Source organism: Pseudogulbenkiania sp. MAI-1 (genome assembly GCF_000527175.1).
In the GTDB taxonomy this organism is placed as follows: Bacteria; Pseudomonadota; Gammaproteobacteria; order Burkholderiales; family Chromobacteriaceae; genus Pseudogulbenkiania.
This window is the reverse complement of the sequence record NZ_AZUR01000001.1, coordinates 2,003,987-2,025,855: the sequence shown is the minus strand read 5'-3', so window position 1 is coordinate 2,025,855 and position 21,869 is coordinate 2,003,987. Positions and strand designations below refer to the sequence as shown.

21 protein-coding genes are annotated in these 21,869 nt (G+C 62.0%); 11 read left to right on the top strand and 10 right to left on the bottom strand.

Going from position 1 to position 21,869, the window contains the following annotated elements; translation table 11 throughout:
- Positions 1-48: 48 nt before the first annotated feature.
- Positions 49-981 carry a LysR substrate-binding domain-containing protein gene (locus tag PSEMAI1_RS0109480; protein WP_024302643.1) on the bottom strand — a complete coding sequence of 311 codons (933 nt, stop codon included), beginning with the start codon at positions 979-981 and terminating at the stop codon, positions 49-51.
- A gap of 105 nt (positions 982-1,086) precedes the next feature.
- Here PSEMAI1_RS0109480 and betC point away from each other — a divergent pair, with 105 nt between their 5' ends.
- The 3 genes from betC to PSEMAI1_RS0109465 are packed head-to-tail and all read left to right on the top strand — an operon-like array spanning position 1,087 to position 5,268.
- Positions 1,087-2,616, top strand: a complete 1,530-nt coding sequence (betC, locus tag PSEMAI1_RS0109475; RefSeq protein ID WP_024302642.1) for a choline-sulfatase — start codon at positions 1,087-1,089, stop codon at positions 2,614-2,616.
- Positions 2,617-2,646: 30 nt separating this feature from the next.
- Entirely contained in the window at positions 2,647-3,597 is a 951-nt protein-coding gene (gene choX, locus PSEMAI1_RS0109470; RefSeq protein ID WP_024302641.1) for a choline ABC transporter substrate-binding protein, read from the top strand.
- 6 nt (positions 3,598-3,603) lie between these two features.
- Positions 3,604-5,268, top strand: a complete 1,665-nt coding sequence (locus PSEMAI1_RS0109465; RefSeq protein WP_024302640.1) for a ClcB-like voltage-gated chloride channel protein — start codon at positions 3,604-3,606, stop codon at positions 5,266-5,268.
- Between the two features lie 20 nt (positions 5,269-5,288).
- Here PSEMAI1_RS0109465 and murI read toward each other — a convergent pair whose 3' ends face one another.
- From murI to PSEMAI1_RS0109450, 3 genes are read right to left on the bottom strand one after another with little or no spacing between them, the layout of a single operon-like run.
- The gene (gene murI, locus PSEMAI1_RS0109460; protein WP_232219879.1) at positions 5,289-6,077 is read right to left on the bottom strand and encodes a glutamate racemase; all 789 of its coding nucleotides are present in this window, start codon (positions 6,075-6,077) and stop codon (positions 5,289-5,291) included.
- A gap of 5 nt (positions 6,078-6,082) precedes the next feature.
- Positions 6,083-6,289, bottom strand: coding sequence for a hypothetical protein (locus PSEMAI1_RS0109455; protein WP_024302638.1), 207 nt, complete (start codon positions 6,287-6,289; stop codon positions 6,083-6,085).
- Between the two features lie 30 nt (positions 6,290-6,319).
- The gene (locus tag PSEMAI1_RS0109450; RefSeq protein WP_024302637.1) at positions 6,320-7,354 is read right to left on the bottom strand and encodes a Glu/Leu/Phe/Val dehydrogenase; all 1,035 of its coding nucleotides are present in this window, start codon (positions 7,352-7,354) and stop codon (positions 6,320-6,322) included.
- Between the two features lie 342 nt (positions 7,355-7,696).
- Here PSEMAI1_RS0109450 and PSEMAI1_RS0109445 point away from each other — a divergent pair, with 342 nt between their 5' ends.
- The 3 genes from PSEMAI1_RS0109445 (at position 7,697) to PSEMAI1_RS0109435 (ending at position 12,232) form a co-directional block, all read left to right on the top strand.
- Complete coding sequence (locus PSEMAI1_RS0109445; RefSeq protein WP_024302636.1) at positions 7,697-8,824, top strand: patatin-like phospholipase family protein; 1,128 nt, start codon at positions 7,697-7,699, stop codon at positions 8,822-8,824.
- A 173-nt stretch (positions 8,825-8,997) separates the two neighbouring features.
- Positions 8,998-10,671 carry a methyl-accepting chemotaxis protein gene (locus tag PSEMAI1_RS0109440; protein ID WP_024302635.1) on the top strand — a complete coding sequence of 558 codons (1,674 nt, stop codon included), beginning with the start codon at positions 8,998-9,000 and terminating at the stop codon, positions 10,669-10,671.
- 145 nt (positions 10,672-10,816) lie between these two features.
- Positions 10,817-12,232, top strand: a complete 1,416-nt coding sequence (locus PSEMAI1_RS0109435; protein WP_198019599.1) for an FAD-binding oxidoreductase — start codon at positions 10,817-10,819, stop codon at positions 12,230-12,232.
- A gap of 136 nt (positions 12,233-12,368) precedes the next feature.
- Here the strand turns inward: PSEMAI1_RS0109435 and PSEMAI1_RS0109425 are convergent, their stop codons facing one another.
- Positions 12,369-13,400: a histone deacetylase family protein gene (locus PSEMAI1_RS0109425; protein WP_024302634.1), complete on the bottom strand. Its 1,032-nt coding sequence runs from the start codon at positions 13,398-13,400 to the stop codon at positions 12,369-12,371.
- Between the two features lie 125 nt (positions 13,401-13,525).
- Between PSEMAI1_RS0109425 and PSEMAI1_RS0109420 the strand changes: the two genes are divergently transcribed.
- Positions 13,526-14,011, top strand: a complete 486-nt coding sequence (locus PSEMAI1_RS0109420) for an Lrp/AsnC family transcriptional regulator (protein WP_024302633.1) — start codon at positions 13,526-13,528, stop codon at positions 14,009-14,011.
- A 141-nt stretch (positions 14,012-14,152) separates the two neighbouring features.
- Here the strand turns inward: PSEMAI1_RS0109420 and PSEMAI1_RS0109415 are convergent, their stop codons facing one another.
- Both PSEMAI1_RS0109415 and PSEMAI1_RS0109410 read right to left on the bottom strand, forming a co-directional pair.
- Entirely contained in the window at positions 14,153-15,235 is a 1,083-nt protein-coding gene (locus tag PSEMAI1_RS0109415; RefSeq protein WP_024302632.1) for an alkene reductase, read from the bottom strand.
- A 59-nt stretch (positions 15,236-15,294) separates the two neighbouring features.
- Positions 15,295-16,266, bottom strand: a complete 972-nt coding sequence (locus PSEMAI1_RS0109410; RefSeq protein ID WP_029770592.1) for a zinc-binding dehydrogenase — start codon at positions 16,264-16,266, stop codon at positions 15,295-15,297.
- A 135-nt stretch (positions 16,267-16,401) separates the two neighbouring features.
- Between PSEMAI1_RS0109410 and PSEMAI1_RS0109405 the strand changes: the two genes are divergently transcribed.
- The gene (locus tag PSEMAI1_RS0109405) at positions 16,402-17,307 is read left to right on the top strand and encodes a LysR family transcriptional regulator (protein WP_024302630.1); all 906 of its coding nucleotides are present in this window, start codon (positions 16,402-16,404) and stop codon (positions 17,305-17,307) included.
- A 70-nt stretch (positions 17,308-17,377) separates the two neighbouring features.
- Here PSEMAI1_RS0109405 and PSEMAI1_RS0109400 read toward each other — a convergent pair whose 3' ends face one another.
- The 3 genes from PSEMAI1_RS0109400 to PSEMAI1_RS0109390 are packed head-to-tail and all read right to left on the bottom strand — an operon-like array spanning position 17,378 to position 19,171.
- Positions 17,378-17,698 (bottom strand): AzlD domain-containing protein, encoded by a 321-nt coding sequence (locus tag PSEMAI1_RS0109400; RefSeq protein ID WP_198019598.1) that lies wholly within the window; start codon positions 17,696-17,698, stop codon positions 17,378-17,380.
- Positions 17,688-18,434: an AzlC family ABC transporter permease gene (locus PSEMAI1_RS0109395; protein WP_198019597.1), complete on the bottom strand. Its 747-nt coding sequence runs from the start codon at positions 18,432-18,434 to the stop codon at positions 17,688-17,690. Before PSEMAI1_RS0109395 ends, PSEMAI1_RS0109400 begins: the two co-directional genes overlap by 11 nt.
- A complete protein-coding gene (locus PSEMAI1_RS0109390) occupies positions 18,431-19,171 on the bottom strand; it encodes a GntR family transcriptional regulator (RefSeq protein WP_024302627.1) in 741 nt (246 codons plus the stop codon). Before PSEMAI1_RS0109390 ends, PSEMAI1_RS0109395 begins: the two co-directional genes overlap by 4 nt.
- 232 nt (positions 19,172-19,403) lie before the next feature.
- Between PSEMAI1_RS0109390 and PSEMAI1_RS0109385 the strand changes: the two genes are divergently transcribed.
- The 3 genes from PSEMAI1_RS0109385 (at position 19,404) to PSEMAI1_RS0109375 (ending at position 21,859) form a co-directional block, all read left to right on the top strand.
- A complete protein-coding gene (locus PSEMAI1_RS0109385) occupies positions 19,404-20,252 on the top strand; it encodes an ABC transporter substrate-binding protein (RefSeq protein WP_024302626.1) in 849 nt (282 codons plus the stop codon).
- Positions 20,253-20,320: 68 nt separating this feature from the next.
- The gene (locus PSEMAI1_RS0109380) at positions 20,321-21,172 is read left to right on the top strand and encodes an amino acid ABC transporter ATP-binding protein (RefSeq protein ID WP_024302625.1); all 852 of its coding nucleotides are present in this window, start codon (positions 20,321-20,323) and stop codon (positions 21,170-21,172) included.
- Positions 21,173-21,190: 18 nt separating this feature from the next.
- Positions 21,191-21,859 carry an amino acid ABC transporter permease gene (locus PSEMAI1_RS0109375; RefSeq protein WP_024302624.1) on the top strand — a complete coding sequence of 223 codons (669 nt, stop codon included), beginning with the start codon at positions 21,191-21,193 and terminating at the stop codon, positions 21,857-21,859.
- The last annotated feature ends 10 nt before the right edge of the window (positions 21,860-21,869 follow it).

Genomic DNA, 21,869 nt, shown 5'->3' with positions numbered 1-21,869 from the left:
CAGTGGTTGGGAGGTCAGGCCACGGAATGGTATGCTCTCTGCCGGAGGCTACCCCTGCCGTCCTCGTACCTCCGTCGCATTCGCGCACACCTCCTGCGCCCAGCGGCGGAAACGTCCGATCATCCCGGTCAGCCGGGTCGACTCCCTCAGCACCAGAAAATAGCCGCGCTCCGTGGTGACCGGCGCATCCGCCAGGCTGACCAATTGGCCACCTGCCAGCAGATCCTGCACCAGAGGCAGCCAGCCCAAGGCCACGCCCTGCCCGCTCACCGCCGCCTGAATCACCAAGGGATAGTTGTTGAAGGTCAGATCGTGGCCGGGATGATGCTCGGGCAACTGGTGCATCTGGAACCAGTCCGGCCAATCCATCCAGCGCGCCGGGGCGGGCCGTTCCAGGTGTAATAGCGGCACCTCGGCCCAGGGAATCGTCTCCCGCTGCCAACCCGAGGCGGCCAGAAAGGCCGGGCTGCACACCGGCACGACGCGTTCCGGCAACAGTTTCTCGGCCACGCATCCCGGCCAGTGCCCCTCGCCGAAGGCAATGGCGATATCGATGACTTCGTCGCGCAGGTCGATCGCCTGCTGCGAGGTGATGATCCGCACCTCCAGCTCGGGCATTTCCTCTCTCAAGGCATTGAGTCTCGGCATCAGCCAATAGGCGGCAAAGCCGAAGTCGGTCGCCAGGGTCAGCAGGGGCTGACGCCGGCGGGCAAGAATCTCGCCCATGACTTCGCCGATCAGGCCCAGCCCCTGGTGTACCGCCTCGAAGAGACGCGCCCCGTCCGCCGTCAGGCTCACTCCGCGATGACGCCGCGTGAACAGGGGGACGCCAAGCTCGCTCTCCAGTTGCCCCACCCGCAAGCTGACGGCGGGCTGGGTGCTGCCCAACTCGGCCGCGGCGGCGGTGAAGTTGAGGTGGCGTGCAGCCGCCTCGAAATAGACCAGGGTGTGCAAGGCTGGGAGGCCGGATGGTTTTGCCATATCGTTTTCTTATGCCTTCATATCATTTTGCAGCGTTCACATGCTCATTCTCAGACGCTACATTGTTTTCAAGCATAAGCCAACCCAATGACTAGGGAGCGAGTCATGAGCAAGAAGCCCAACATCCTGATCCTGATGGCCGACCAGTTGACGCCCGGTGCGCTGGCCGCCTACGGCAACACCGTCTGCAAAACGCCGAACATCGACAAACTGGCCAGCCAGGGGGTGGTTTTCGATTCGGCCTATACCAACAGCCCGTTGTGCGCGCCGGCACGCTATGTGTTCATGTCCGGCAAGCTGCCCTCGCGCATTCGCGGCTACGACAATGCGTCGGAACTGCCGTCGGAGGTCCTCACCTTCGGTCACTACCTGCGCCATGCCGGCTACCACACCATCCTCTCCGGAAAAATGCACTTTTGCGGGGCCGATCAGATGCATGGCTTCGAAGAGCGCCTGACCACCGACATCTACCCCGCCGACTTCGGCTGGACCCCCGACTGGGCCCAACCCGAAGTGCGGCCCAGCTGGTATCACAATATGGGTTCGGTGATCGATGCGGGTGTCTGCGTGCGGACCAACCAACTGGATTTCGACGAAGAAGTGGTCTTTGCCTCACGGCAGAAGCTGTTCGACCTGGCCCGCGACGATGACGGGCGCCCGTTCTGCATGGTGGTTTCGCTGACCCACCCGCACGACCCCTATGCCATCCCGCAGCGCTACTGGGACCGCTACCTCCACGCCGAGATCGACATGCCCAAGCTCGCCGCCGCTGACGTGGCCGCCGATCCGCACACCCTGCGGCTGCGTCACGTCAGCGATATGGACGGCACCCCGGTCACCGACGAGCAGATCCGCAATGCCCGTCATGCCTACTACGGCGCGGTCTCCTTCGTCGACGACCAGATCGGTGAGATCCTCGATGCCTTGCAGCAGTCCGGCCAGTCCGACGACACCGTCATCCTGCTGCTGGCGGACCATGGCGACATGCTGGGAGAGCGCGGCCTCTGGTACAAGATGAATTTCTTCGAGGGTGCCGCCCGCGTGCCGCTGATCGTCAGCGCCCCCTCCCGCTTCGCTGCCGGCCGTGTCGGCACCTCCGTCTCGCTGGCCGACATCCTGCCGACGCTGGTAGACCTGGCGCACGACGGCAACAGTCCTGCCCACCCGGAAACCCTCGACGGCCGCAGCCTGTGGCCCCATCTCACCGGACAAGACGGGCACGACGAAGTCATCGGCGAATACCTGGGCGAAGGCGCCATCGCCCCCTTGCTGATGATCCGCCGCGGCAACTTCAAGTTCATCCACAGTCCGGTCGATCCGGACCAGTTGTACGACCTGCGCGCCGATCCACTGGAGCGCAACAATCTGGCCGACGACCCGAGCCAGGCGGACCGGGTGCATGCCCTGCGCCGGGAAGTGGCCGAGCGCTGGGATCTGCAGACGCTTCATAGCGATGTGCTGGCCAGTCAGCAACGCCGGCGTTTCCACTACGAAGCGCAAACGATGGGGCAGCGCAAATCCTGGGATTTTCAGCCCTTCCAGGATGCCAGCCAGAAATACATGCGCAACCATATCGAGCTCGATACGCTCGAAGCCATGGCGCGCTTTCCGAAGGTTCATGGACACGGTGGCTGAATCCATCGCCCAAACAAAGGAGCAGGTATCATGCGTCACTCACACACGTTCACCCTGTCGTTCGCTCTGTTCTCGTTGGCCGCCGGCCATGCCGCCTGGGCTGCCGATCCCGAGTCCTGCACGACCATCCGCATGCCCGAACCCGGCTGGGCGGATATCTCGGCCACCAACGCCATGGCCGGCATCGTGCTGGAGGCACTGGGATACCATCAGAAGGTCGACACGCTGTCGGTCCCCATCATCTATCGCGGTTTGCAGATGGGGCAGGCCGACGTGTTTCTCGGCAACTGGATGCCGGCGCAGAAGCCGATGGTGGAAGGACCTATCCAGGACGGTTCGATCGTGGCGCTGCAAACGAACCTCGATCAGGCGAAATTCACCCTGGCCGTGCCCTCTTACGTCGCCGCAGCGGGCGTGAAGAGTTTTGCCGATCTGCAGAAACACGCCGACCGGTTCGGGCGCAAGATCTATGGCATTGAAGCGGGGGCTCCGGCCAACCGCAACATCCAGAACATGATCAAGGCCAAGGACTTCAACCTGGGTGATTGGCAGCTGGTGGAATCCAGCGAAGCCGGCATGCTGAGCCAGGTCACCCGCAAGGTGGCGGCCAAGGACTTCGTGGTGTTCCTCGCCTGGGAACCGCATGCCATGAACACCAAGTTCAAGCTGAACTACCTGGCCGGTGGCGACGTCTATTTCGGTCCCAACTACGGCAGCGCCAGCGTGCATACCGTCACCCGCAAGGGCTTTGCCAGCCAGTGCCCGAATGCCGGCAAGCTGTTTTCCCAGATGAAATTCAACGTCGATCTGGAAAACCGCATCATCACCGACATCCTGGACAAGAAGCAGGACCCCAAGGTGGCCGCCAGAGCCGCGCTGAAGCAATCGCCCCAGCTGTTGACGCGCTGGCTGGCCGGCGTTCAGACCACGCGGGGCGGCGACGGCCTGGCGGCGGTCAAGCAGGCCTTGCAACTCAAGTAAGCCGGCATGAGCACGTATCGTCCCGCCGGCTTGAGGCTGCCGCTGCTGCTGGCGGCGGCCGCCATTACCGGCTGCCTGGGGGCCTTGGCCACCCACGGCTTCCGCCTGCTGCTCGATGGCATGAGCCGCTGGCTGTTCGGCGAAGCCGGCGGGCCGGTCCAGGTGGCCGGAGGGCTGCCCCCGGAGCTGCGGGTGCTGACGCCGGTCATCGGCGGCATCGTGGCGGGATGGCTGCTGCAGCGACTGCCGCCTGCCCGACAGCATAGTGCCGACTACATGGAAAGCATCGCCCTGGGCAATGGCCACCTGTCCTGGCGCGCAACCTTGCTGCGCGCGGCATCCTCGGCCTCGTCCATCGTCTCGGGCAGCTCGATCGGGCGGGAAGGCTCGATGATCCAGCTCGCCGCCCTGGCCGGCAGCCTGTCGGGCCAACTGGCCCGGCTGACCGCGCCCCAGCGTCGCCTGTTGCTGGCGTGCGGCGCGGCCGCCGGCGTCAGCGCGGCCTACAACACGCCCATTGCCGGCGCCCTGTTCGTCGGTGAAATCATCGTCCGCTCCGTCGCCATCGAAACGCTGGGCCCCTTGCTGCTGGCCGCCGCCTGCGCTCAACTGGTCGGCGCCGGCCTGTTCGGCGATGCCGCCATCTACCAGTTGCCTTCCCTGGCCTTGCATGGCGGTACAGACTGGCTGTGGTTCGGGGCGCTGGGCGTGGTCGCCGGCCTCGTCATGCCGGGTTTCCAGCGGCTGCTGCAACTGAGCAAATCCTTGTTCGGCCGGCTACCCTGCCCGCTTTGGCTCAAACTGGGAATCGGCGGCGCCATCGTCGGCGGCTTGTCCCTGCTCACGCCGCACGTCTGGGGCAATGGCTACAGCACCATCGATCACATGCTGCACAGCGCATGGCCGGTTGGTCTGCTGCTGGGCGTACTGATTTGCAAGATACTGGCCACGGCTGCCGCGACCGGCTCAGGGGCGGTTGGCGGCATCTTCACCCCGACCCTGTTCGTCGGCGCGGTATTGGGAGCGATTTTCGGCCATGCGGTGCAGGCGCTGACCGGGCAGCCGGCGGGCCCATTGTGGGTGGTCGCCGGCATGGGGGCCTTGCTGGCCGGGGCGACCCAGGCACCGCTGATGACCATCATCATGCTGATCGAGATGACCCGCGCGCCGCTGATGGCCGTGCCGCTGATGCTGGCGGTGGCCACCGCTCACCTGACCGTGCGCATGCTGGGCTGCCGCTCGATCTATGCGCATGCCTTGCCCGATGAGGAGAATGTCCGCCAGTCTGTCCTCGACGTCATGTACAAGGACACGCCGCAGCTAAGCTATCCGGTCAGCTTGCGGCAACTGGCCGACACCTTCGCCACCTGGCGCTGGCAGCATGTGTACATCACCCACCCCCGGCAAGGCTTCATGGGCGCAGTGCCGATCCACGATTTCCATCATTTCCAGCGCCAGGAAAGCGACCCCGACAGGCCGATTCCCGATGCACTGATCCGCCGCGACTTTCCGCGGGTCAGCGCCGGCATGAGCCTGTCCGAAAGCCTGGAGTTGATGATCGCCCATCACGGCGAGCGCCTGCCGGTCGTCGGGGATGACGGCCGGCTGCTGGGGCATTTGAGAAAGAGCGACCTGTTGAAACGGCTGGGAAGCCGTTGGCGGTACTTATAGCTTCTGACCGGATCGCCACATCAATCGGCAACGGAATCCACGTCCACCACACTGACCTCGCCCTGGTGATCCAGCACCCGGCGCAGGAAATCGCTCATGCTGCCCGCGTCGGCGGTGGTCACGAAACGATGGGTAGGGGCATGGCTCGATGTCGTGGCGAGGCCATGCCGGTGCAGCAGGCGCTCGGCCTGCTGGCTCACCGCCCGCGCCGGATCGACGAGCTTCACGCCGGCGGGCAGCGCCGCTTCGATCAGGTGTGACAGGAAGGGGTAATGGGTGCAGCCCAGCACCACCTGGTCGACGGCGTGTGCCTGTAAGGGCTGCAGCTGGCGCCGGACTACCTGGTGCGCCTCGTCACTGCCGAGATCCCCGTTTTCCACCAGCTCGACGAAGCCGTCGCCCGGCAACGGCAGGATGTCGACGCTGTCGTCGTATTGCGCTTTCAGATCCAGGAACTTGTCGCCCTTCAGCGTGGCCCGGGTCGCCAACACGGCGATCTGCCCACTGCGCGAGTGCAAGGCGGCAGGTTTCACCGCCGGTTCCATGCCAACGATGGGCAACTCGGGATAACGCCGGCGCAGCTCGCGCGCGGCGGCGCTGGTGGCGGTATTGCAGGCGATGACGATCAGCTTGGCACCCTGGCCGATCAGATAGCGGGTGATCGCTTCGGAGCGTGCCAGGATATCCTCGGCGCTGCGTCCGCCATAGGGGCAATAGGCCCGGTCCGCCAGATAGATGACCGGTTCCTGCGGCAGCAGCCGGGTCAGCTCGCGCCACACCGACAATCCGCCCAGCCCGGAATCGAACATGCCTATCATCGCGGCCCCGCGTCGTTAACGTTGTCGATATGGCTCATGCTCATGATGGCTGTGTAAACCTGTTTTCCAATCTGCATCTCTCCCCGGCCGCATTCGAGCTTGCTCAGGAAAATGGAGCCGGGCATCGTCATTCCAAGAGGCAAGGCATCGAAAAACGCCGCCTCCCTCATGGAAAGCGGCGTTCTCGTTTCGCCGGCCAGCATGCCGCCGACCGGCCTCCCGGAGCATCCCCCTCAGGAGAAGCGCGCCCGTGCCAGGGTGTCGGCCGCCCGGCTGGTGGCGATGCCGTCGCGCTCGGCCATCTGGAACACTTCGTCCAATGTCTGGGCGATGGCGCGCACGCGCCCTTCCACGCTGTCGGCCGGCTCGCGCAGGTACTCGGCACACACCTTGATGATGCCGCCGGCGTTGATGACGTAGTCCGGTGCGTACAGGATGCCGGCGTCGCGTAGCATCTCGCCGATGTCGTCGGTGGCCAGCTGGTTGTTGGCCGCCCCGGCGACGACGGAGCATTTGAGTCGCGGCAAGCTCTGCCGGTTCAGCACCGCACCCAAAGCGCATGGCGCGAACACGTCGGCCTGGGCGTCGACGATCTCGTCCGGAGCCACCACCCGGGCACCGAATTCGGCCGCAGCGCGTTCCACGTTGGCGCGGTCGATGTCCGCCACCACCAGTCGGGCGCCTGCCTCATTCAGGCGTCGGGCCAGATCATAGCCGACATGCCCCAGCCCCTGCACCGCCACCGTCAGATCCTTGACCGAATCGACGCCGAGGCGATGGCGCACCGCGGCCTCGATGCCGACGAACACCCCCAGCGCGGTGGCGGGGGACGGATCGCCGGTGCCGCCCAGCTCACCCGCCAGGCCGGCAACGTAGCGTGTCGTCTCGCGCACGTAAGTCATGTCAGTCGGGCTGGTGCCGACGTCTTCCGCCGTGATGTAACGCCCGCCCAGTTGATCGATCGCCCGGCCCAGCGCGCGGAACAGTTCGGGAGACTTGCTGGTGCGGGAGTCGCCGATGATCACCGCCTTGCCACCACCGATGGGGAGCCCTGCCATGGCGTTCTTGTAAGTCATGCCGCGTGCCAGGCGCAAGGCGTCGGTTGCGGCGGCGGTGCTGTCGGGGTAAGCCCACATGCGACAGCCACCCATGGCCGGGCCGCGGCGCGTGTTGTGGATGGCGATGATGGCTTTCAGGCCGGACTGGGAATCGGAGGCGAAAACGACTTGCTCATGCCCGTCGAAATCGGGCAATTCGAAAAGACTCACGGTGTCTGCTCCATAACGTGTGGTTATTGGGCACCCTTGTTGCCTTACGGAGGGTGCGGTCCGTCAGCCTGGCGATTGTGTCACCGGGCCGTAACAGGATACCTCAATGATAGAGCGCCTGTGTACCGTGATCTTGGTAGCGAGCCTGGGTACATCGAAACCTGAATCGCACGAGGCCGTCGCCTCTCGGATTGCCCTGCAATGCCTTTGGCAATGCGACCATGTCAAACAATTAAAATGTGATGCCGCATTGCGTCAAGAACGCGACAATCGGTAATAATTCATTCGGCAATGATATATGTCATTGACTATGATATTCGGATGTCAATTTGGAGAAGGACCATGGCAGAAAAGGCAACGACGAAGAAACACAAGAAAGCCCTGCTGATCGGCGGCGGCGCCCCCAACTCCACCCTGATGGCGGGCGCCCTGGTGGCCTTCCTGGAGCGCGGCGTGGAGTTCGACGTGATCTCCACCTCGGGCGCCGGCGCGCTGATGGGGCTGCTCTATGCTGCCCCCAAGGAAGGCGATCCGGCGGAGGCTCTGCGCCAGTGGGCACAGATCGGCGTCGCCGACCCCATCTACGGCCTGCTGCCGGTCAACTACAAGGTGTTCATGAAGCCAGGGCCTCAGGCCGCGGCGTATCGTGACTGGCTCGCCCGCAACCCGTTCACCGCGCCGTTCTTCGACCCTGACTCCCCATTCGGCAGCGGGCTGTTTTCCGATTGGGTCAAACTCGGGCTCGCCACCTTGTCGCCCAGCAACCTGTCCCCCTCCAGCCTCGGCATGTGCGCCCACCTGCCGTTTGCCGAACAGGTGATCGACTTCGACGCCATTTCGTCCATCGAGCCGGAGTTCTACATCAACGCCTACAACATGAACCGCGAGAAGATGGTGATCTGGGGCAAGAACGAGATCACGCCGGAGCATCTGAAAGCCGCCTTCGCCTTCCCGCTGATCTACCCGCCCTACACCCTGGACGGCGAGGACTACATCGAAGGCGCCTCCATCGACACGCTCAACTTCAAGGCGCTGGTGAACGACGATCCGGCCACGCCGGGCAAGCACTGCGACATCGACACCCTGGTGGTGTTCGACATCCTCGGCGCGGACAAGCTGATCCGCAAGCCGCGCAGCCTGTACGACGCCTGGGTACACTCGATCATCACCCCGCTGGTGGAAATCGCCAAGGACGATATCCGTCTGTTCGAGTACAAGTACAACATCGACCCTGCCTCCGGCCAGCCCAAGCGCCGGCTGCTCAAGGTGGACCTGATGGGCGGTATCCCGGACGACCACTGGCCGCAGGTGATGGACTGGTCGAACTCGAACTTGGAGCTGCTGTTCGACGTCGGCTACCGTGCCGGCCAAGCTTTCTGCCGCGATCACGCCGAGCAGCTGGATCTTGGCGAGCCTCCCCGCCGGCGCGCTAAAGCCACCGCGACGGAAGGCGACACCGAGCTCGCCTGACCATACACGGTGACAAGGGACCAAAAGTAGTCAAGAGTTGCCGACAGAATTCCATGGTGTCGTCGTCCTCCCCGGCCGTCTTCCGCGCAAGATTGGCGGCGGGATGTTTGGCACCGGGGTCTGTTGGCGCCTCTTAAAACAACAAAAGAACGATAAAAGGGAAAACAATACATATGAAGCGCATTTTCATTGGGGTGGTGTTGAGCCAGTTGGTCGTGGCGGTATTCGGCAGCCTGCTGCTGGCTTATCAGGGGGCCACCACGGCTGCCATAGGTTTCGCGCTGGCGGCGGTGCTGGTGCTGGTCGCCAGTGCCAGCTGGCTGGCGAGCCAGGTATTCCGGCCGCTCAGCCGTTTCGAAGGGGCCATCCATCACGTGCAGCAGAAGCATGCGCGTAACCTCACCTACCAGTACCCCCCTGTCGGAGGCGCACTGCGTATGGCGGTGGAGTCGGCCAACAAATACCGTGGCACCGTCTGCGACACCTTGGTGGGGGTCCGGCACAACAATATCGTGCTGTCGATCAAGGCGGCCCAGATCGGCAAGCAGATCAAGGACGCCGACAACAAGGCGCGCGAACAAGAAACCCTGGCCGAGGGCATCTTCTCCAGAACCGAGCGCAGCAGTGCCGAGATGGAGAACGTCAGTACCAGCGTCAACGTGATTTCCGGCGTGGCCAACGAGCTGACCCAGGGAGCCGAAAGCACCAGCCAGGAAATGGCCGTGGCGAACCAGAACGCGCGCGAGGCAGCCCAGATCATGACCGGTTTCACCCAAAGCATCGACAAGCTGCTGGAAGACACCGAGGCGATCATCTCCAGCGTGGCGCAGATTCGCGGCATTTCCGACCAGACCAACCTGCTGGCGCTCAACGCCGCCATCGAGGCGGCCCGTGCCGGCGAAGCCGGGCGCGGTTTCGCGGTGGTGGCGGATGAAGTGCACCAGCTCGCCGAGCGCACCAATACCCTCGCCTCCAGCGTCACCGGCAAGGTACAGGAAATCCACGAGCAATCGAGGCAGACGGCGGGGGCGGCGCAGTCGATCGCCGAGAGCATCCTCAAGGCAAGCAGCGTGCTGGACACCGCGACGAACCAGCTCAACCAGTTCGTTGCGGGTAGCCAGCAGGTCAACCGCGAGATCGGCGCCATCCAGGGCGCCATGGCCACCCTCAGCGAGAACAATCGCGACATCCACGGCAACGTCGGACGGATGCGCCAGCTCTCGGAGCAGATGTCCACCCTCATGAAAGCCAGCTTGGGCCCCTCCCAGGAGCTGATCGGCTCGGCCGAACAGGTGATGGCCAACCTTGGCCTGTTCCAGGTGGCCAACGCTTCGTTCGACCGTATCACCGCCCAGTTGCGTCAGAGCAAGGTGGAATGCGAAGCCATGCTCGACCAGCTCGCCGCTCAGGGTCTCGACCTGTTCGACAAGGCCTTCCAGCCGATTCCCGGCACCAACCCGCAGCAGTACCACACCAGTTACGACAAGGCTTACGAACAGCTCTTCCGCCCCTATTTCGACCGGCTGGCGTCCAGCATACCCGGCTGCGACCTGGCGGTGATCTGCGTCGGCGACGAGGCTTACCCGCCCACCCACGTCAGCAAATACTGCCAGCCGCAGACCGACGACGTGGCGCGCAACATGCTGGTGAGCCGCGACAAGCGCTTCCACAAGGGCAACCCGATGCTGCACCGGACCAGCACCGACAAGAGCGAGTTCCTGTTCCAGGCCTACGTGCGCGACGTCGGCGACATCTTTGCGCTGGTCTCGGTGCCGATCTACCATCAGGGCCGGCACTGGGGCGGCCTGATGTTCGGCCTGCAGCATGAGGCCTTGCTGCAGAGCTGAGATAAGCTGCCCCGCCGAAAACCAGCGGTGCCCTGCTCCATCTGAACCTGCCTTGTAAGCGATCTGTTAGCCATCTGTGAGCCGTGTCTGAGCGTGGCTTGCCTACGCTATTTCCATCGACAAGTTGTTTTGGGAGATGGACGCCATGGCACGGGACGAGGCTGATGCAACAGGCTGGGTGAACGATATCCACTCGGGGCTCAACCCGACCCCAGTCAGGGACGTCATCGCGGTGCGCTCGCAGCGGGACATCGAGGCGGCGATCGCACGGGCGCACCGCTTGCGGTTGCCCCTGGCCATCGCCGGCGGCCGCCATGCCATGAGCGGCCAGCAATTCGCCCGGAACGCTCTGCTGCTCGACATGCGCGGGCTCGACCAGGTGCGGTCATTCGACCGGGTCAACGGCTTGATCGAGGTCGAGGCCGGCATCCAGTGGCCCACCCTGTTTGCCTGGCTGCAGCGCATCCAGCAACGCGACGCGCGGGCGTGGGCCGTGGCGCAGAAGCAGACCGGGGCGGACGGCTTTACCCTCGGCGGCAGTCTTGCCGCCAATATCCACGGACGCGGGCTCGCGATGCGGCCGATCATCGCTGATGTCGAGTCCTTCACATTGCTGGACGCGAATGGCGACGGCTTGCATTGCAGCCGCACCGACCACCCGCAGCTGTTCCGGCTGGCGATCGGAGGTTACGGCCTGTTCGGCGTGATCGCCAGCGTCACGCTGCGTCTCGCGCCACGGCGCAAGCTGAGGCGGGTGGTGGAGATCACTGACATCGGCGACGTGACGGCCAGCCTCGAGCAGCGAGTGGCGGAGGGCTACCTCTACGGCGACTTCCAGTTCGCGATCGACGAGCGCAAGTCGACCTTCCTGCGCCGTGGGGTGTTGTCGTGCTACCACCCGGTCGCGGACGACACCCCGATGCCCGCCCAGCAGCTGGCCTTGTCGGAGCGGGACTGGTCGGAGCTGGTACGGCTGGCGCATACCGACAAGCAGGCCGCCTTCGACCGCTACTCGCAGTTTTATCTGGCCACCTCGGGCCAGTTGTATCACTCGGACACCCATCAGCTGAGCGTGTATCTGAACGGCTACCACGGGGCGTTGGACGAGCGCCTGGGTCACACCGGTTCCGAAGTGATCACCGAGCTGTATGTGCCCAGAGAACAACTGGTTGACTTCATGACGGCCGCCGCCGAAGGGTTCCGCCGCCACGCTGTCGACCTGATCTACGGCACGGTGCGGCTGATCCGGCGTGACGACGAAAGCTTCCTGGCCTGGGCGCGGCAGGACTACGCCTGCGTGGTGTTCAACCTACACATACGGCACAGCGCCGCCGGCGCCACCCAGTCGGCGGTCGCCTTCCGGCACCTCATCGACCTCGTCATCGGCTACGGCGGCAGCTTCTACCTGACATATCACCGGCACGCCACGGCGCGCCAGCTTGAGACCTGCTATCCCCAGTTTCGCGAGTTCTTGGCCTGGAAACTTGCCTACGACCCGCAAGAGCGGTTCCAGAGCGACTGGTATCGCCATTACCGCAGGCTATTCGTCACGCTCGATTGAAGCGTGCCGCCAGGCGTTACGAGCTCAGGGGCGTCATGCGACAGCAGGAACCGCTCGAAGCCTTTCTCCATATCCGCGATCAGATCCTCCGGTGCTTCCTGGCCGATATGCAGCCGTATCAGGTGGCTCGGCACGCTCAGCGCGCCCCCTCATACCCCCGCAGCACATTCACCGCGTTGACGCCGATGTCGTCGACCATGTAGCCCCCTTCCATCACGAACAGCGTCGGCCGGCCGATCTTGGCGATGGTTTCGCCGATGCGCAGGAAGTCCTCGTTATCGAGCTGGAAGTGGCTGATCGGGTCGTCCTTGAAGGTATCCACCCCCAGCGATACCACGACGGCGTCCGGCACATAGGCAGCGATGGTGCGGCAGGCGTGGAGGAGCGCTGTGCCATAGCCGCTCCAGTCGGTGCCGTGCGGCAGCGGGTAGTTGTGATTGAAGCCAAGCCCGGCGCCGGCGCCCTGCTCGTCCTTGTGCCCCAGGAAATAGGGATAGGACTGTTTCGGGTCGCCGTGCAGGGACACGAACAAGGCGTCGGCGCGCTGGTAGAAGATGCTCTGGGTGCCGTTGCCGTGGTGGTAATCGACGTCGAGCACCGCTACGCGTTTGGCTCCGCCGTCGAGGCAGGCCTGGGCGGCGATGGCGGCATTGTTCAGGTAGCAATAACCACCCATGTATTCGGCGGCAGCGTGATGGCCGGGCGGACGACACAGGGCGAAGGCGCTGTATTCGCCCTCTTCCAGTGCGGCCATGCCGGTCAGGGCCAGGTTGGCGCTGGTGCGCACCGCTTCCCAGGTGCCGGCGGTGATCGCCACGCCGGCGTCCATGGCGTAAAAGCCCAGCTTGCCATCGATGTACTCGGGCTCGATGTCGCTGCGCAGATCGCGCACCGGCCAGATCAGCGGCAAGGCATCGTGGGTGCGGCCCAGTGCGCTCCACTCGGTCCAGGCGTTTTCGAGGAACCGGACATAGCGCTCGCTATGCACGCGGGCATAGCGCGAGGTGTCGTAGTCGCGCGGGGCGATCACCTCACCCAAGCCGACCGCTTGCACCCGGGACAGGATGGTATCGGCCCGGCTGGGCATTTCGAAGCACGGCTTGATCAAGCCATCTTTTAGTTCGGTGGCGTGGTGCAGCCGGTGGGCTGGGCTGTAGACGGTCAGCATGGTGGGGGTAATCCGGGGAAGAAGATGACGGGAATAAGTATGTGATCTTCCAGCGGGATTTGTTTTGCTTTATCGACTCTCGAACGGCTAGTATTTGAGAAAGATATACTCAGCAAACAGGAAAAATGAGCGTAAACAAACTAAAGAACGGGCTGGACAGCACGGATCGGACTATTCTGCGTCTGTTGCAGCAGGATGGCGCCCTGTCCAACCCCAAGCTGGCGGAGCAGCTGTCGCTAAGCGTGACGCCGTGCTGGCGCCGGCTCAAACGACTGGAAGACGAGGGGTATATCAAGGACTGCCAGGCCAACCTCGATCGCCGCAAGCTGGGCTACGACGTGCTGGCCTTCGTCAATGTGAGCTTCGCCGTACATGGAGACGAGGCGCCCAATCGCTTCGAGGAAGTGATACAGGGCCACCCCGAGGTCCTGTCCTGTCACAAGATCACGGGGGCGGCCGATTACCTGCTGCAGGTGGTGGCGGAAAATCTGGATGGCTACAGCGATTTCGTCGAGAACGTGCTACGCAAGATTCCTGGCATCCACTCGATCCAATCGAGCCTCGCGCTGCGGGAGGTCAAATCTTCCAGCCGCCTGCCGGTGCCGGATTGAACCTGTCACGCTGAAGTGCTGGACCGGGTCGGCCCCAGCGAAGAGGGCCAGCACTCACTGATGTCGATTGGCTTTGGGCGATGCAAAACAGCGCGGACAAGGACGCATTTGCGATGCAATACCTTGTCCGCGCACGGCCAATCAGGACTGGATATAAGGCGGGAAGTCCGTGTAGCCACGGTCATCTCCGCCGTAAAAGACGGCGTGCTCCGCAACCGCCAATGGCCAGCCGTTGCGGAAGCGCTCCACAAGATCCGGGTTCGCGATATAGGGCCGCCCGAAGGCCACCAGATCTACGACTCCGGATTCAATGGCTTTTTGAGCTTTTTCCTGCGTGTACTCGCCGGCGATCATCAATGTACCGCGATAGACGCGGCGGATACCCGCCAGCAGCTCGGAGCTGACGCCCATGTCATTGATATGAAGGTAGGCGAGGCTCCGTTTCGACAGCTCCTCGGCCAAGGTCAGGAAGGTCTCACGCTCGCTCGGATAGGCGGGGCCATCGTGGATGCGCGCCTCGGGCGAAATGCGAATGGCAACCCGCTTGCTGCCGATGGCCTGGGACACGGCATCCACCGTTTCCAGCACGAAGCGCAGGCGGTTCTGGATGCTTTCTCCGCCATACTCGTCATCGCGGGTATTGATGCCGCCATTGATGAACTGGTCCAGCAGATAGGCTCCGGCCGAATGCAATTCGATGCCGTCGAAACCAGCGGCCATGGCATTGCTGGCGGCGCGGACGAAATCTTCCGTGATGCGGTGGATCTCCTCCACGCTCAGCCGCCTGGCCGGACTGGCAGGGACCTGGCCGGGATTGCCCGCCTCATCATAAGCGAAAACAGGCCAGTTCACCACCTGCGTGTCGACAGACGAGACCGGCGCTTGCCCGTTCTCCTGCAAGGTGACATGAGACATTCGGCCGGTGTGCCAGAGCTGGACGAAAATCCTGCCGCCAGCCTGATGGACCGCATCCGTCACCTTGCGCCAGCCATCCAGCTGCTCTTGCGTGTAGATGCCGGGAGTCCAGAGATATCCCCGTCCTTGAAGTGAAATCGGCGCGCCTTCGGCGATGATGAGACCAGCGGAAGCGCGTTGTGCGTAATAGGTCGCCGTGCTCTCGTTCGGCGCATGGTTCTGGGACCGCGAGCGGGTCATCGGGGCCATGACGACCCGGTTCGGCAGGGTGAGGTCGGCAAGCTGGTAGGGTTCAAGCAGAGTGGTCATGTTGTGTCCTGTCGTAATCTTTGGTTAGCCGCCGGAAGACGGCATCTTCATGCGAATGGTTAGAGATGAAGAATCACCGAGCCGACCGCCTGCCTTGAGGTCAGTCGGCTGTATCCCCGTTCGAAGTCCTCGATGGCATAGGCGCTGTCGATAACCGGCTTCAGCAGCCCCTTCGCAGTGAGGGCGGCGAGCTCGTCTAGGGCCGATGCCAAGTCTTCATCCGAGTCGAAATTCACACTGAAGCCGACCGCGGATTTCTCGTGGACGACGACATTCACGAGATCGATCTGGGCTTCTTTCCCGGCGGTGAAACCGATGGAAACCAAGCGTCCCCGGTGCGCCAATGCGCGCAGCATCTGCCCGGCAAGCCGGCCGCCGACGGGATCCATGGCAATGTCCGCTCCCCGGCCGTCGGTGAGCCGCTGCACCGCCTCGACCAGATTCTCCGCGGACAGATCGATCACCGATTCGGCTCCGGCCTCTTTTGCCCGCAGCGCCTTTTCGGGCGAAGACACCAGCGCAATGGGATGGCCGCCGAGGGCCTGCGTCGCCTCCATGAGCGCATGCCCGACCCCCCCTGTGGCGCCGGATACCAGAACCGTCTGACCGCTCTGCAATTTCGCTGATCTCTTGAGGGCCCCGAGAGCGGTGAGGTAATTCACCGTCAGGGCCGCACCCTCGTCCCAATCGAGCGTATCGGGGAGTTCCACAAGCCTCTTGTCCTCGACCAGGGCCCATTGCTGAAAAAGGCCATCTTGCGTAACGCCAAGTGTACCGCCGCCGAAGATGGCGACCCGCGTACCCGACTTGAATCGGCCACTTTCCTCAACCATACCCGAGCCTTCGTTGCCCAGGACGAGCGGAGCCTGCGCAGTACCCAGTTCGCCCCGACGCAAGAAGTTGGAGAATGGATTGATTGTTGCGGAGTGCATCCGAACCAGGGAGAAACCCTTTTTGAATGTGGGTTTGGGGCGCTCCTCGACGGTCATCTCCGGAGGATTTCCGAATGTCTTTGTCACAACTGCTTTCATGCTGATTGCTCCGTTTGTCGGTTCAGCAGATTTTGCAGTGCGACAACACGAAGAAAAAGCCGACAAATTTGCCAACTTTATCCATCAATATGGATAATTGTATGGGCGTGTTCTTGCAGGGAAAGGTGGCCAGCGGTGAACCAGCTTTTGGCGATGCGGGCTTTCGTACGTGTTGTAGAGACAGAATCGTTCAGCCGAGCTGCAGACCAGCTGGCGCTGCCGCGCTCGACAGTGAGCAAGTTGGTCACCGATCTCGAAGCCCACCTCGGCATCAAGCTGATGCATCGGACCACGCGCACGGTCACCACAACGGCGGAAGGGTCGGAATACTACAGCCACGCAGTGCGCCTAGTGGCAGAAGTCGACATGGCGGACAATGCAGTACGCGGTAAAAAGCTCAAGCCGCGCGGACACCTGAGGGTCGACGCGCCGGCATTATTCGCCAATCGCCTGCTCATACCGGCATTGCCGGATTTTCATCGCGAGTATCCCGACGTGACCTTGGCTTTGGGGATCAGCGATCGGACCGTAAATATCGTCGGCGAGGGAGTGGACTGTGCTATCCGTGCCGGTGAGCTGCGCGATTCGACGATGATCGCACGCCGAGTCTTCGAACTTCCGTATGTGACGTGCGCCTCGCCATCTTATCTGGAGCGAATGGGCGCCCCTGCCTCCCCTGCGGATCTGAGGGCGAACCACGTTCAGGTCGGCTATTTCTTTGCCGCGACAGGCAAGCTGGAGCCTTTGATTTTCGATAAAGGAGTGGACCGTTTCGAGATCGACGAGTGCGAGTTCTCGGCCAACGAGGGTAACGGCCACATCGAAATGATGCTCGCTGGCCTGGGCGTCGGGCAGACCCTGCGGCGTTTTGTCCAGCCATACCTGGACTCTGGCGAACTTGTGGCTGTTCTGGATGACTGGACCCGGCCGGCAATTCCGTTTCACATTGTCTATCCGCCCAATCGGCATCAAAGCGCGAGGTTGAAGGTATTTGTCGACTGGATACTTGGCAGATTTGAAGAGGAGCGGTTGCAAGCGTAACCGCCCCGGGAAGTCCAGTGCTGCCGGGGGTGGTGCCACACAGCATCGAGCATGTCGGTGAGACGACAGGCTAAAGCCATCTCGCCGCAGCCAGGATGCCCATGCCGCTGATGAACGGTAGCCAGGGGTTTCTGAAGAAAAGGATAGTGCCGACGGCGGCTACCGCGGCGAAGAACTTCGGATTCAGTGCGTGGAAGCTGCCCTCAACCGTCAGAACGTCCGGTGTCACCAAGGCCGCCAAAGCGGCGGCCGGGGCGTAACGCAGGGCTTGCTGCAGCTTGGGCGGTAGCTGCAGGCGGTGGCCGGCGACGATAAAGCTGCTGCGCGGCAGAAACGTGGCGGCGCCCACCAGAACGAACGTCACCCACAGAAGCAGTTTGTCACTTATCATCGTCAACCTTTTGTGTTTGCCAGCGCTCAGCCAACACGCCGGCGGCCATCCCGGCCAGAATCGCGGCAAAAATCCCCATGCGCAATGGCAATCCGCGCAGTGCGATGGCGACGACGCCCCCCGTCAACGCCGCCAGCAGCATGGGCTTCTGCCGGACCATGGAGATGAGAAGCGCCAACAGCGCGATGGTGGCCATGAACGCCAAAGGCCAGTTCTGCGGGACGGCGTTCGCGGCGAAAATGCCTATCAGGGTACTTACCTGCCATACACCCCAGTTCCAGAGCGATGGCCCCAGGTAGTAGCCCAAACGCCGTTGGGGGTTGTCTTCCGTCAACAGCCGGCTGGCACAAGCGGCAACGACACCGTCACTCAACAGATAGCCGGACAACCAGCGCTGCCACCGCCCTACCCCCTTGAAAGCCGGGGCCAGGGTGGCGCTGAAGATCAGGAACCGTAAATTCAGCACCAATGCGGTCACAACGATAAGCCATGAAGGTGCCCCGCTGACAATAAGGGGCAAGGTGCCTAGCTGGGCGGTAGCCCCGTATACAATGACACTCATGCCCATGGCTTCGATAGGGGAAAAGCCCGCACCTAGCATCGCAATGCCGGTCGCCAAGCCCCAGGGAACGAGGCCGGGGGAGAAGGGAAAATAATGCCCAAACCCTTCTTTGAGCCCCTGCCGGAATCGTTCATTCATGCGTGGCAAATGTGGAATCGCCAATTCGAATTTCATACAAACATGGACTCTGCCGATCGCTCCACGGCGAGGCTCATGTCGTTCGTATAGTTTTCCTTCATGAACTGGATGAAGTTGTCCCTGAACTGTCTGGTGTGCTGAAGCGCCAGTTGGTCGGCCAGTTCCACATCCTGCACACGGATCGCTTCCAGCATCTGGTTGTGCTCGTCAGTCAGCAGATACCCATCGTTCGTACGTTCCAGGTACTCGAAGTGCATGTGAAGCATGCGGCGACCCTGGTCCAGAAGCTTCTCATAGAAGGCGGCCAAGTACGGATTCCGCCCGGCATCGGCAATCGCCATGTGGAAGCCTTTGTTGGTTTCCGACATGGCCAGGTGATCCCCAGTGGCCACAGCGGCTTCGAACTCGCGCTGTCGCTGCGCGATGATGGCGAGATCGAAATCGGTTCTCAGCTCTGCCGCGAGACGCGTATTGATGCGTTGGGCCACACTCAGCGCCTCGACGTATTTGGGAAAAGCGGAGATTTCGATCGGCGCGACGATGGTGCTTCGATTCGGCAACGTCACGACTAGGCCATCGGCAGACAGCCTGATCAACGCTTCGCGAACGGGGGAGCGTGACATGTCGAACCGTTCGGCCAGTGTCGTTTCATCCAGCATCTGGCCTGGGCTCAGCTTCAGTTCGAGTATTTCGGTTCGAAGGGTGTCGTAGACATTTTTCGAACTCGATCCTTTGGTGCGTTTCGTATCGGCTTCCACACTAGCCTTCTTCATATTTCGTCCTTCCTGCCAACGAGGCCATGCCGGGGGCCCGACTGTCTTGCTTCTATAGTACCAAAACCCAATCTTGTCGACACTGTGTATTTTCGTGTTGACACCCCAGGGGTGGCAGTGTACAAAAACACTGTCGCCACAATGTCGACAAAGACAACAAGCACAAACTGGTGGATCACCCCAGTTACGCCATCGGGCGTACATCTACATAACGATGTCAGGAGAAACTCTTATGTATCAGAACGTTGCAAGTAAATTTCTGAAGCGTGCTTCGGCCATTGCCGTGGCAGCCGTAGCGTTGTCGGTGACCACTTCCGGCTTTGCCAACGCCGAAGATGCCGAGCCCCTGTGGGCGAACGTGAAGAAGGAGGGAGTCCTGCGCTGTGGGGCGGCCGTCGCCCCGCCGTACGTGATGCGCGATCCCAAGACCGGTGCCTATAGCGGCTTCTTTGCCGATCTGTGCCGTGACTTCGGCCAGAACGTTCTGAAGGTCAAGGTTCAGTTTGTCGACACGACCTGGGACAACATCGTCGCCGGTCTCCAGGCCAACAAGTGGGATTTGTCGATGGCGCTCAACAACACCCCTGAGCGCGCCAAGGCGATCAGCTTCTCGACAGGCGCCTCGAATTACGAGATTTCCTTCGTCTACAACAAATCCAACCCGAGGATTCCAAAAAACCTGGTCACCATCGGCGATCTCGACAAGCCAGGCCTGACGCTGGCGGTGATGTCGGGTACCGCCCAAGACAAAGCGGTGTCGGCTGTCATCAAGCAAGCCCAGATCATGCGCCTGCCGGGCATGGATGAAACCCGCCTCGCCGTGGCCTCCAAGCGTGCCGATGTGCTGGTCGACGCCTCCGATAGCAACTGGCTCTTCATCGAATCCCACCCGGACTGGGCCAAGGCTTTCACCCCCAAACCTGCACTGGCTCAGCAGGAAGTGGCCTTTGGCCTGCGCAAGAACACTCGCCAAGAAGACATTGCCGAGCTCAACACCTACCTCAAACAGAAAGTCTCCAGCGGTGCTGTGAATGCCCTGATCAAGAAGGCGGTACGCCAGACCCTTGACTCGGGCAAGTAATGCCAGCCGGGTCAATGCCATGGCTCGCCAAGGCATTGACCCTGATGTTTCGCAGCAGAGAGGTAGCCATGACCATGAACAAGACCATGAGCAATATTTTCAGCGAGAAGTCGTTGAGCTCCATCCAAAACACACACAAAACATCGATCGTTTCGGGCAATGATCAAGCACTCGTGAAGATCAGCAATCTTCACAAGAGCTACAGCCCCACCATACAGGTATTGAAGGGCCTCGACCTCAATATGGCCGCCGGTGAGCGCCTGGTGGTCATCGGCCCGAGCGGCGGGGGTAAAAGCACCCTGCTCCGGGTCATGATGGGCCTGGAGGAAATCGACAGCGGTTCCATCACCTTTGCCGGCCAGCCCTACATCACCGCCAACGGCGGCAAGGCGAAGACCAAGATCAACCTGGCCGTACGTCAGCAGATCGGCATGGTGTTCCAGCATTACACCTTGTTCCCGCATCTGAGTATTTTGCAGAACTTGACGCTCGCTCCCCGCAAAGTGAGAGGCGAAAGCAAAGCCTCGGCAGAAGAGCGTGCCATGACGCTGCTGACCCGTTTCGGGCTCGCGGCCAAGGCAGGGGCTTACCCCAATCAGCTTTCCGGCGGCCAGAAGCAGCGTGTCGCCATCGCTCGCGCCTTGATGCTCGATCCCAAACTGATGCTGTTCGACGAAGTGACGTCGGCGCTGGACCCCGAACTCGTCGCTGAAGTGGAACAGGTCGTCCTGAGCCTCGCCGAGCAAGGCATGCCCATGATGATCGTGACGCACGACATGTGGTTCGCCAAGAACATTGCTTCCCGCGTGGTGTTCTGCGCCGGCGGAGTGGTCGTCGAAGACGGCCCGCCCGAGCAGGTTTTCAATGCCCCGAAGCACGAGAGAACCCAGGAGTTTCTGAATCGGGTTTTCCATATTTAGACGCAATGGGTGATTGATATGTCTTACAGCTTTGATTTCACCGGTCTGCAACAAGGGTACGACAGCCTGCTGGAGGGCCTTAAGGTCACGGTGCAGCTCACCCTGGCCGCCAATCTGATGGGTATCACCCTCGGATTCGTTGTCGCCCTCCTGGTCATGAGCCGGATAAAAATCATTCGGACTCCGGTCATGCTGTTCATCGAGTTCTTTCGATGTACGCCAGCCATTATCCAGATCGTCTGGTTTTTCTATTGCGTGCCGATTCTGTTCGATGTCTATCTGGATTCGATCACGATGGGCGTTCTGGCTCTGGGCTTGAACCTGACGGCATTCAATGCGGAAGCGTATCGCGCCGCAATTCAATCGGTGCCCAAGGAACAGCACGACGCGGGTATTGCACTCGGCCTCAGTCCTTTCCAACGCATCATTTATATCGTCTTGCCGCATGCCTTACGCGCTTCCCTGCCCGTCTTGATTACCAACGGCATCGGGATTTTCCAGCAGACGGCATTGGTGGCGATCGTGGCGATTCAGGATCTGATGTACCAGGGCAAATCCCTGGCTACGACGACCTACCGTCCGATTGAGACCTTTACGCTGATCGCGGTGATTTATTTTGCGGTGTCCTTCCCTATCGCCCAGCTCGTGCAATTCATCGAGCGGCGACGCGAAGTGGCAAGCCGTTGAAGGAGCAAAT

Excerpts from the sequence above, each read along its gene's own strand:
- PSEMAI1_RS0109480 (WP_024302643.1), bottom strand. The coding sequence starts at position 981 with ATGGCAAAACCATCCGGCCTCCCAGCCTTGCACACCCTGGTCTATTTC.
- betC (WP_024302642.1), top strand. The coding sequence starts at position 1,087 with ATGAGCAAGAAGCCCAACATCCTGATCCTGATGGCCGACCAGTTGACG.
- choX (WP_024302641.1), top strand. The coding sequence starts at position 2,647 with ATGCGTCACTCACACACGTTCACCCTGTCGTTCGCTCTGTTCTCGTTG.
- PSEMAI1_RS0109465 (WP_024302640.1), top strand. The coding sequence starts at position 3,604 with ATGAGCACGTATCGTCCCGCCGGCTTGAGGCTGCCGCTGCTGCTGGCG.
- murI (WP_232219879.1), bottom strand. The coding sequence starts at position 6,077 with ATGTTCGATTCCGGGCTGGGCGGATTGTCGGTGTGGCGCGAGCTGACC.
- PSEMAI1_RS0109455 (WP_024302638.1), bottom strand. The coding sequence starts at position 6,289 with ATGCTGGCCGGCGAAACGAGAACGCCGCTTTCCATGAGGGAGGCGGCG.
- PSEMAI1_RS0109445 (WP_024302636.1), top strand. The coding sequence starts at position 7,697 with ATGGCAGAAAAGGCAACGACGAAGAAACACAAGAAAGCCCTGCTGATC.
- PSEMAI1_RS0109440 (WP_024302635.1), top strand. The coding sequence starts at position 8,998 with ATGAAGCGCATTTTCATTGGGGTGGTGTTGAGCCAGTTGGTCGTGGCG.
- PSEMAI1_RS0109435 (WP_198019599.1), top strand. The coding sequence starts at position 10,817 with ATGGCACGGGACGAGGCTGATGCAACAGGCTGGGTGAACGATATCCAC.
- PSEMAI1_RS0109425 (WP_024302634.1), bottom strand. The coding sequence starts at position 13,400 with ATGCTGACCGTCTACAGCCCAGCCCACCGGCTGCACCACGCCACCGAA.
- PSEMAI1_RS0109420 (WP_024302633.1), top strand. The coding sequence starts at position 13,526 with ATGAGCGTAAACAAACTAAAGAACGGGCTGGACAGCACGGATCGGACT.
- PSEMAI1_RS0109415 (WP_024302632.1), bottom strand. The coding sequence starts at position 15,235 with ATGACCACTCTGCTTGAACCCTACCAGCTTGCCGACCTCACCCTGCCG.
- PSEMAI1_RS0109410 (WP_029770592.1), bottom strand. The coding sequence starts at position 16,266 with ATGAAAGCAGTTGTGACAAAGACATTCGGAAATCCTCCGGAGATGACC.
- PSEMAI1_RS0109400 (WP_198019598.1), bottom strand. The coding sequence starts at position 17,698 with ATGATAAGTGACAAACTGCTTCTGTGGGTGACGTTCGTTCTGGTGGGC.
- PSEMAI1_RS0109395 (WP_198019597.1), bottom strand. The coding sequence starts at position 18,434 with ATGAAATTCGAATTGGCGATTCCACATTTGCCACGCATGAATGAACGA.
- PSEMAI1_RS0109390 (WP_024302627.1), bottom strand. The coding sequence starts at position 19,171 with ATGAAGAAGGCTAGTGTGGAAGCCGATACGAAACGCACCAAAGGATCG.
- PSEMAI1_RS0109385 (WP_024302626.1), top strand. The coding sequence starts at position 19,404 with ATGTATCAGAACGTTGCAAGTAAATTTCTGAAGCGTGCTTCGGCCATT.
- PSEMAI1_RS0109380 (WP_024302625.1), top strand. The coding sequence starts at position 20,321 with ATGACCATGAACAAGACCATGAGCAATATTTTCAGCGAGAAGTCGTTG.
- PSEMAI1_RS0109375 (WP_024302624.1), top strand. The coding sequence starts at position 21,191 with ATGTCTTACAGCTTTGATTTCACCGGTCTGCAACAAGGGTACGACAGC.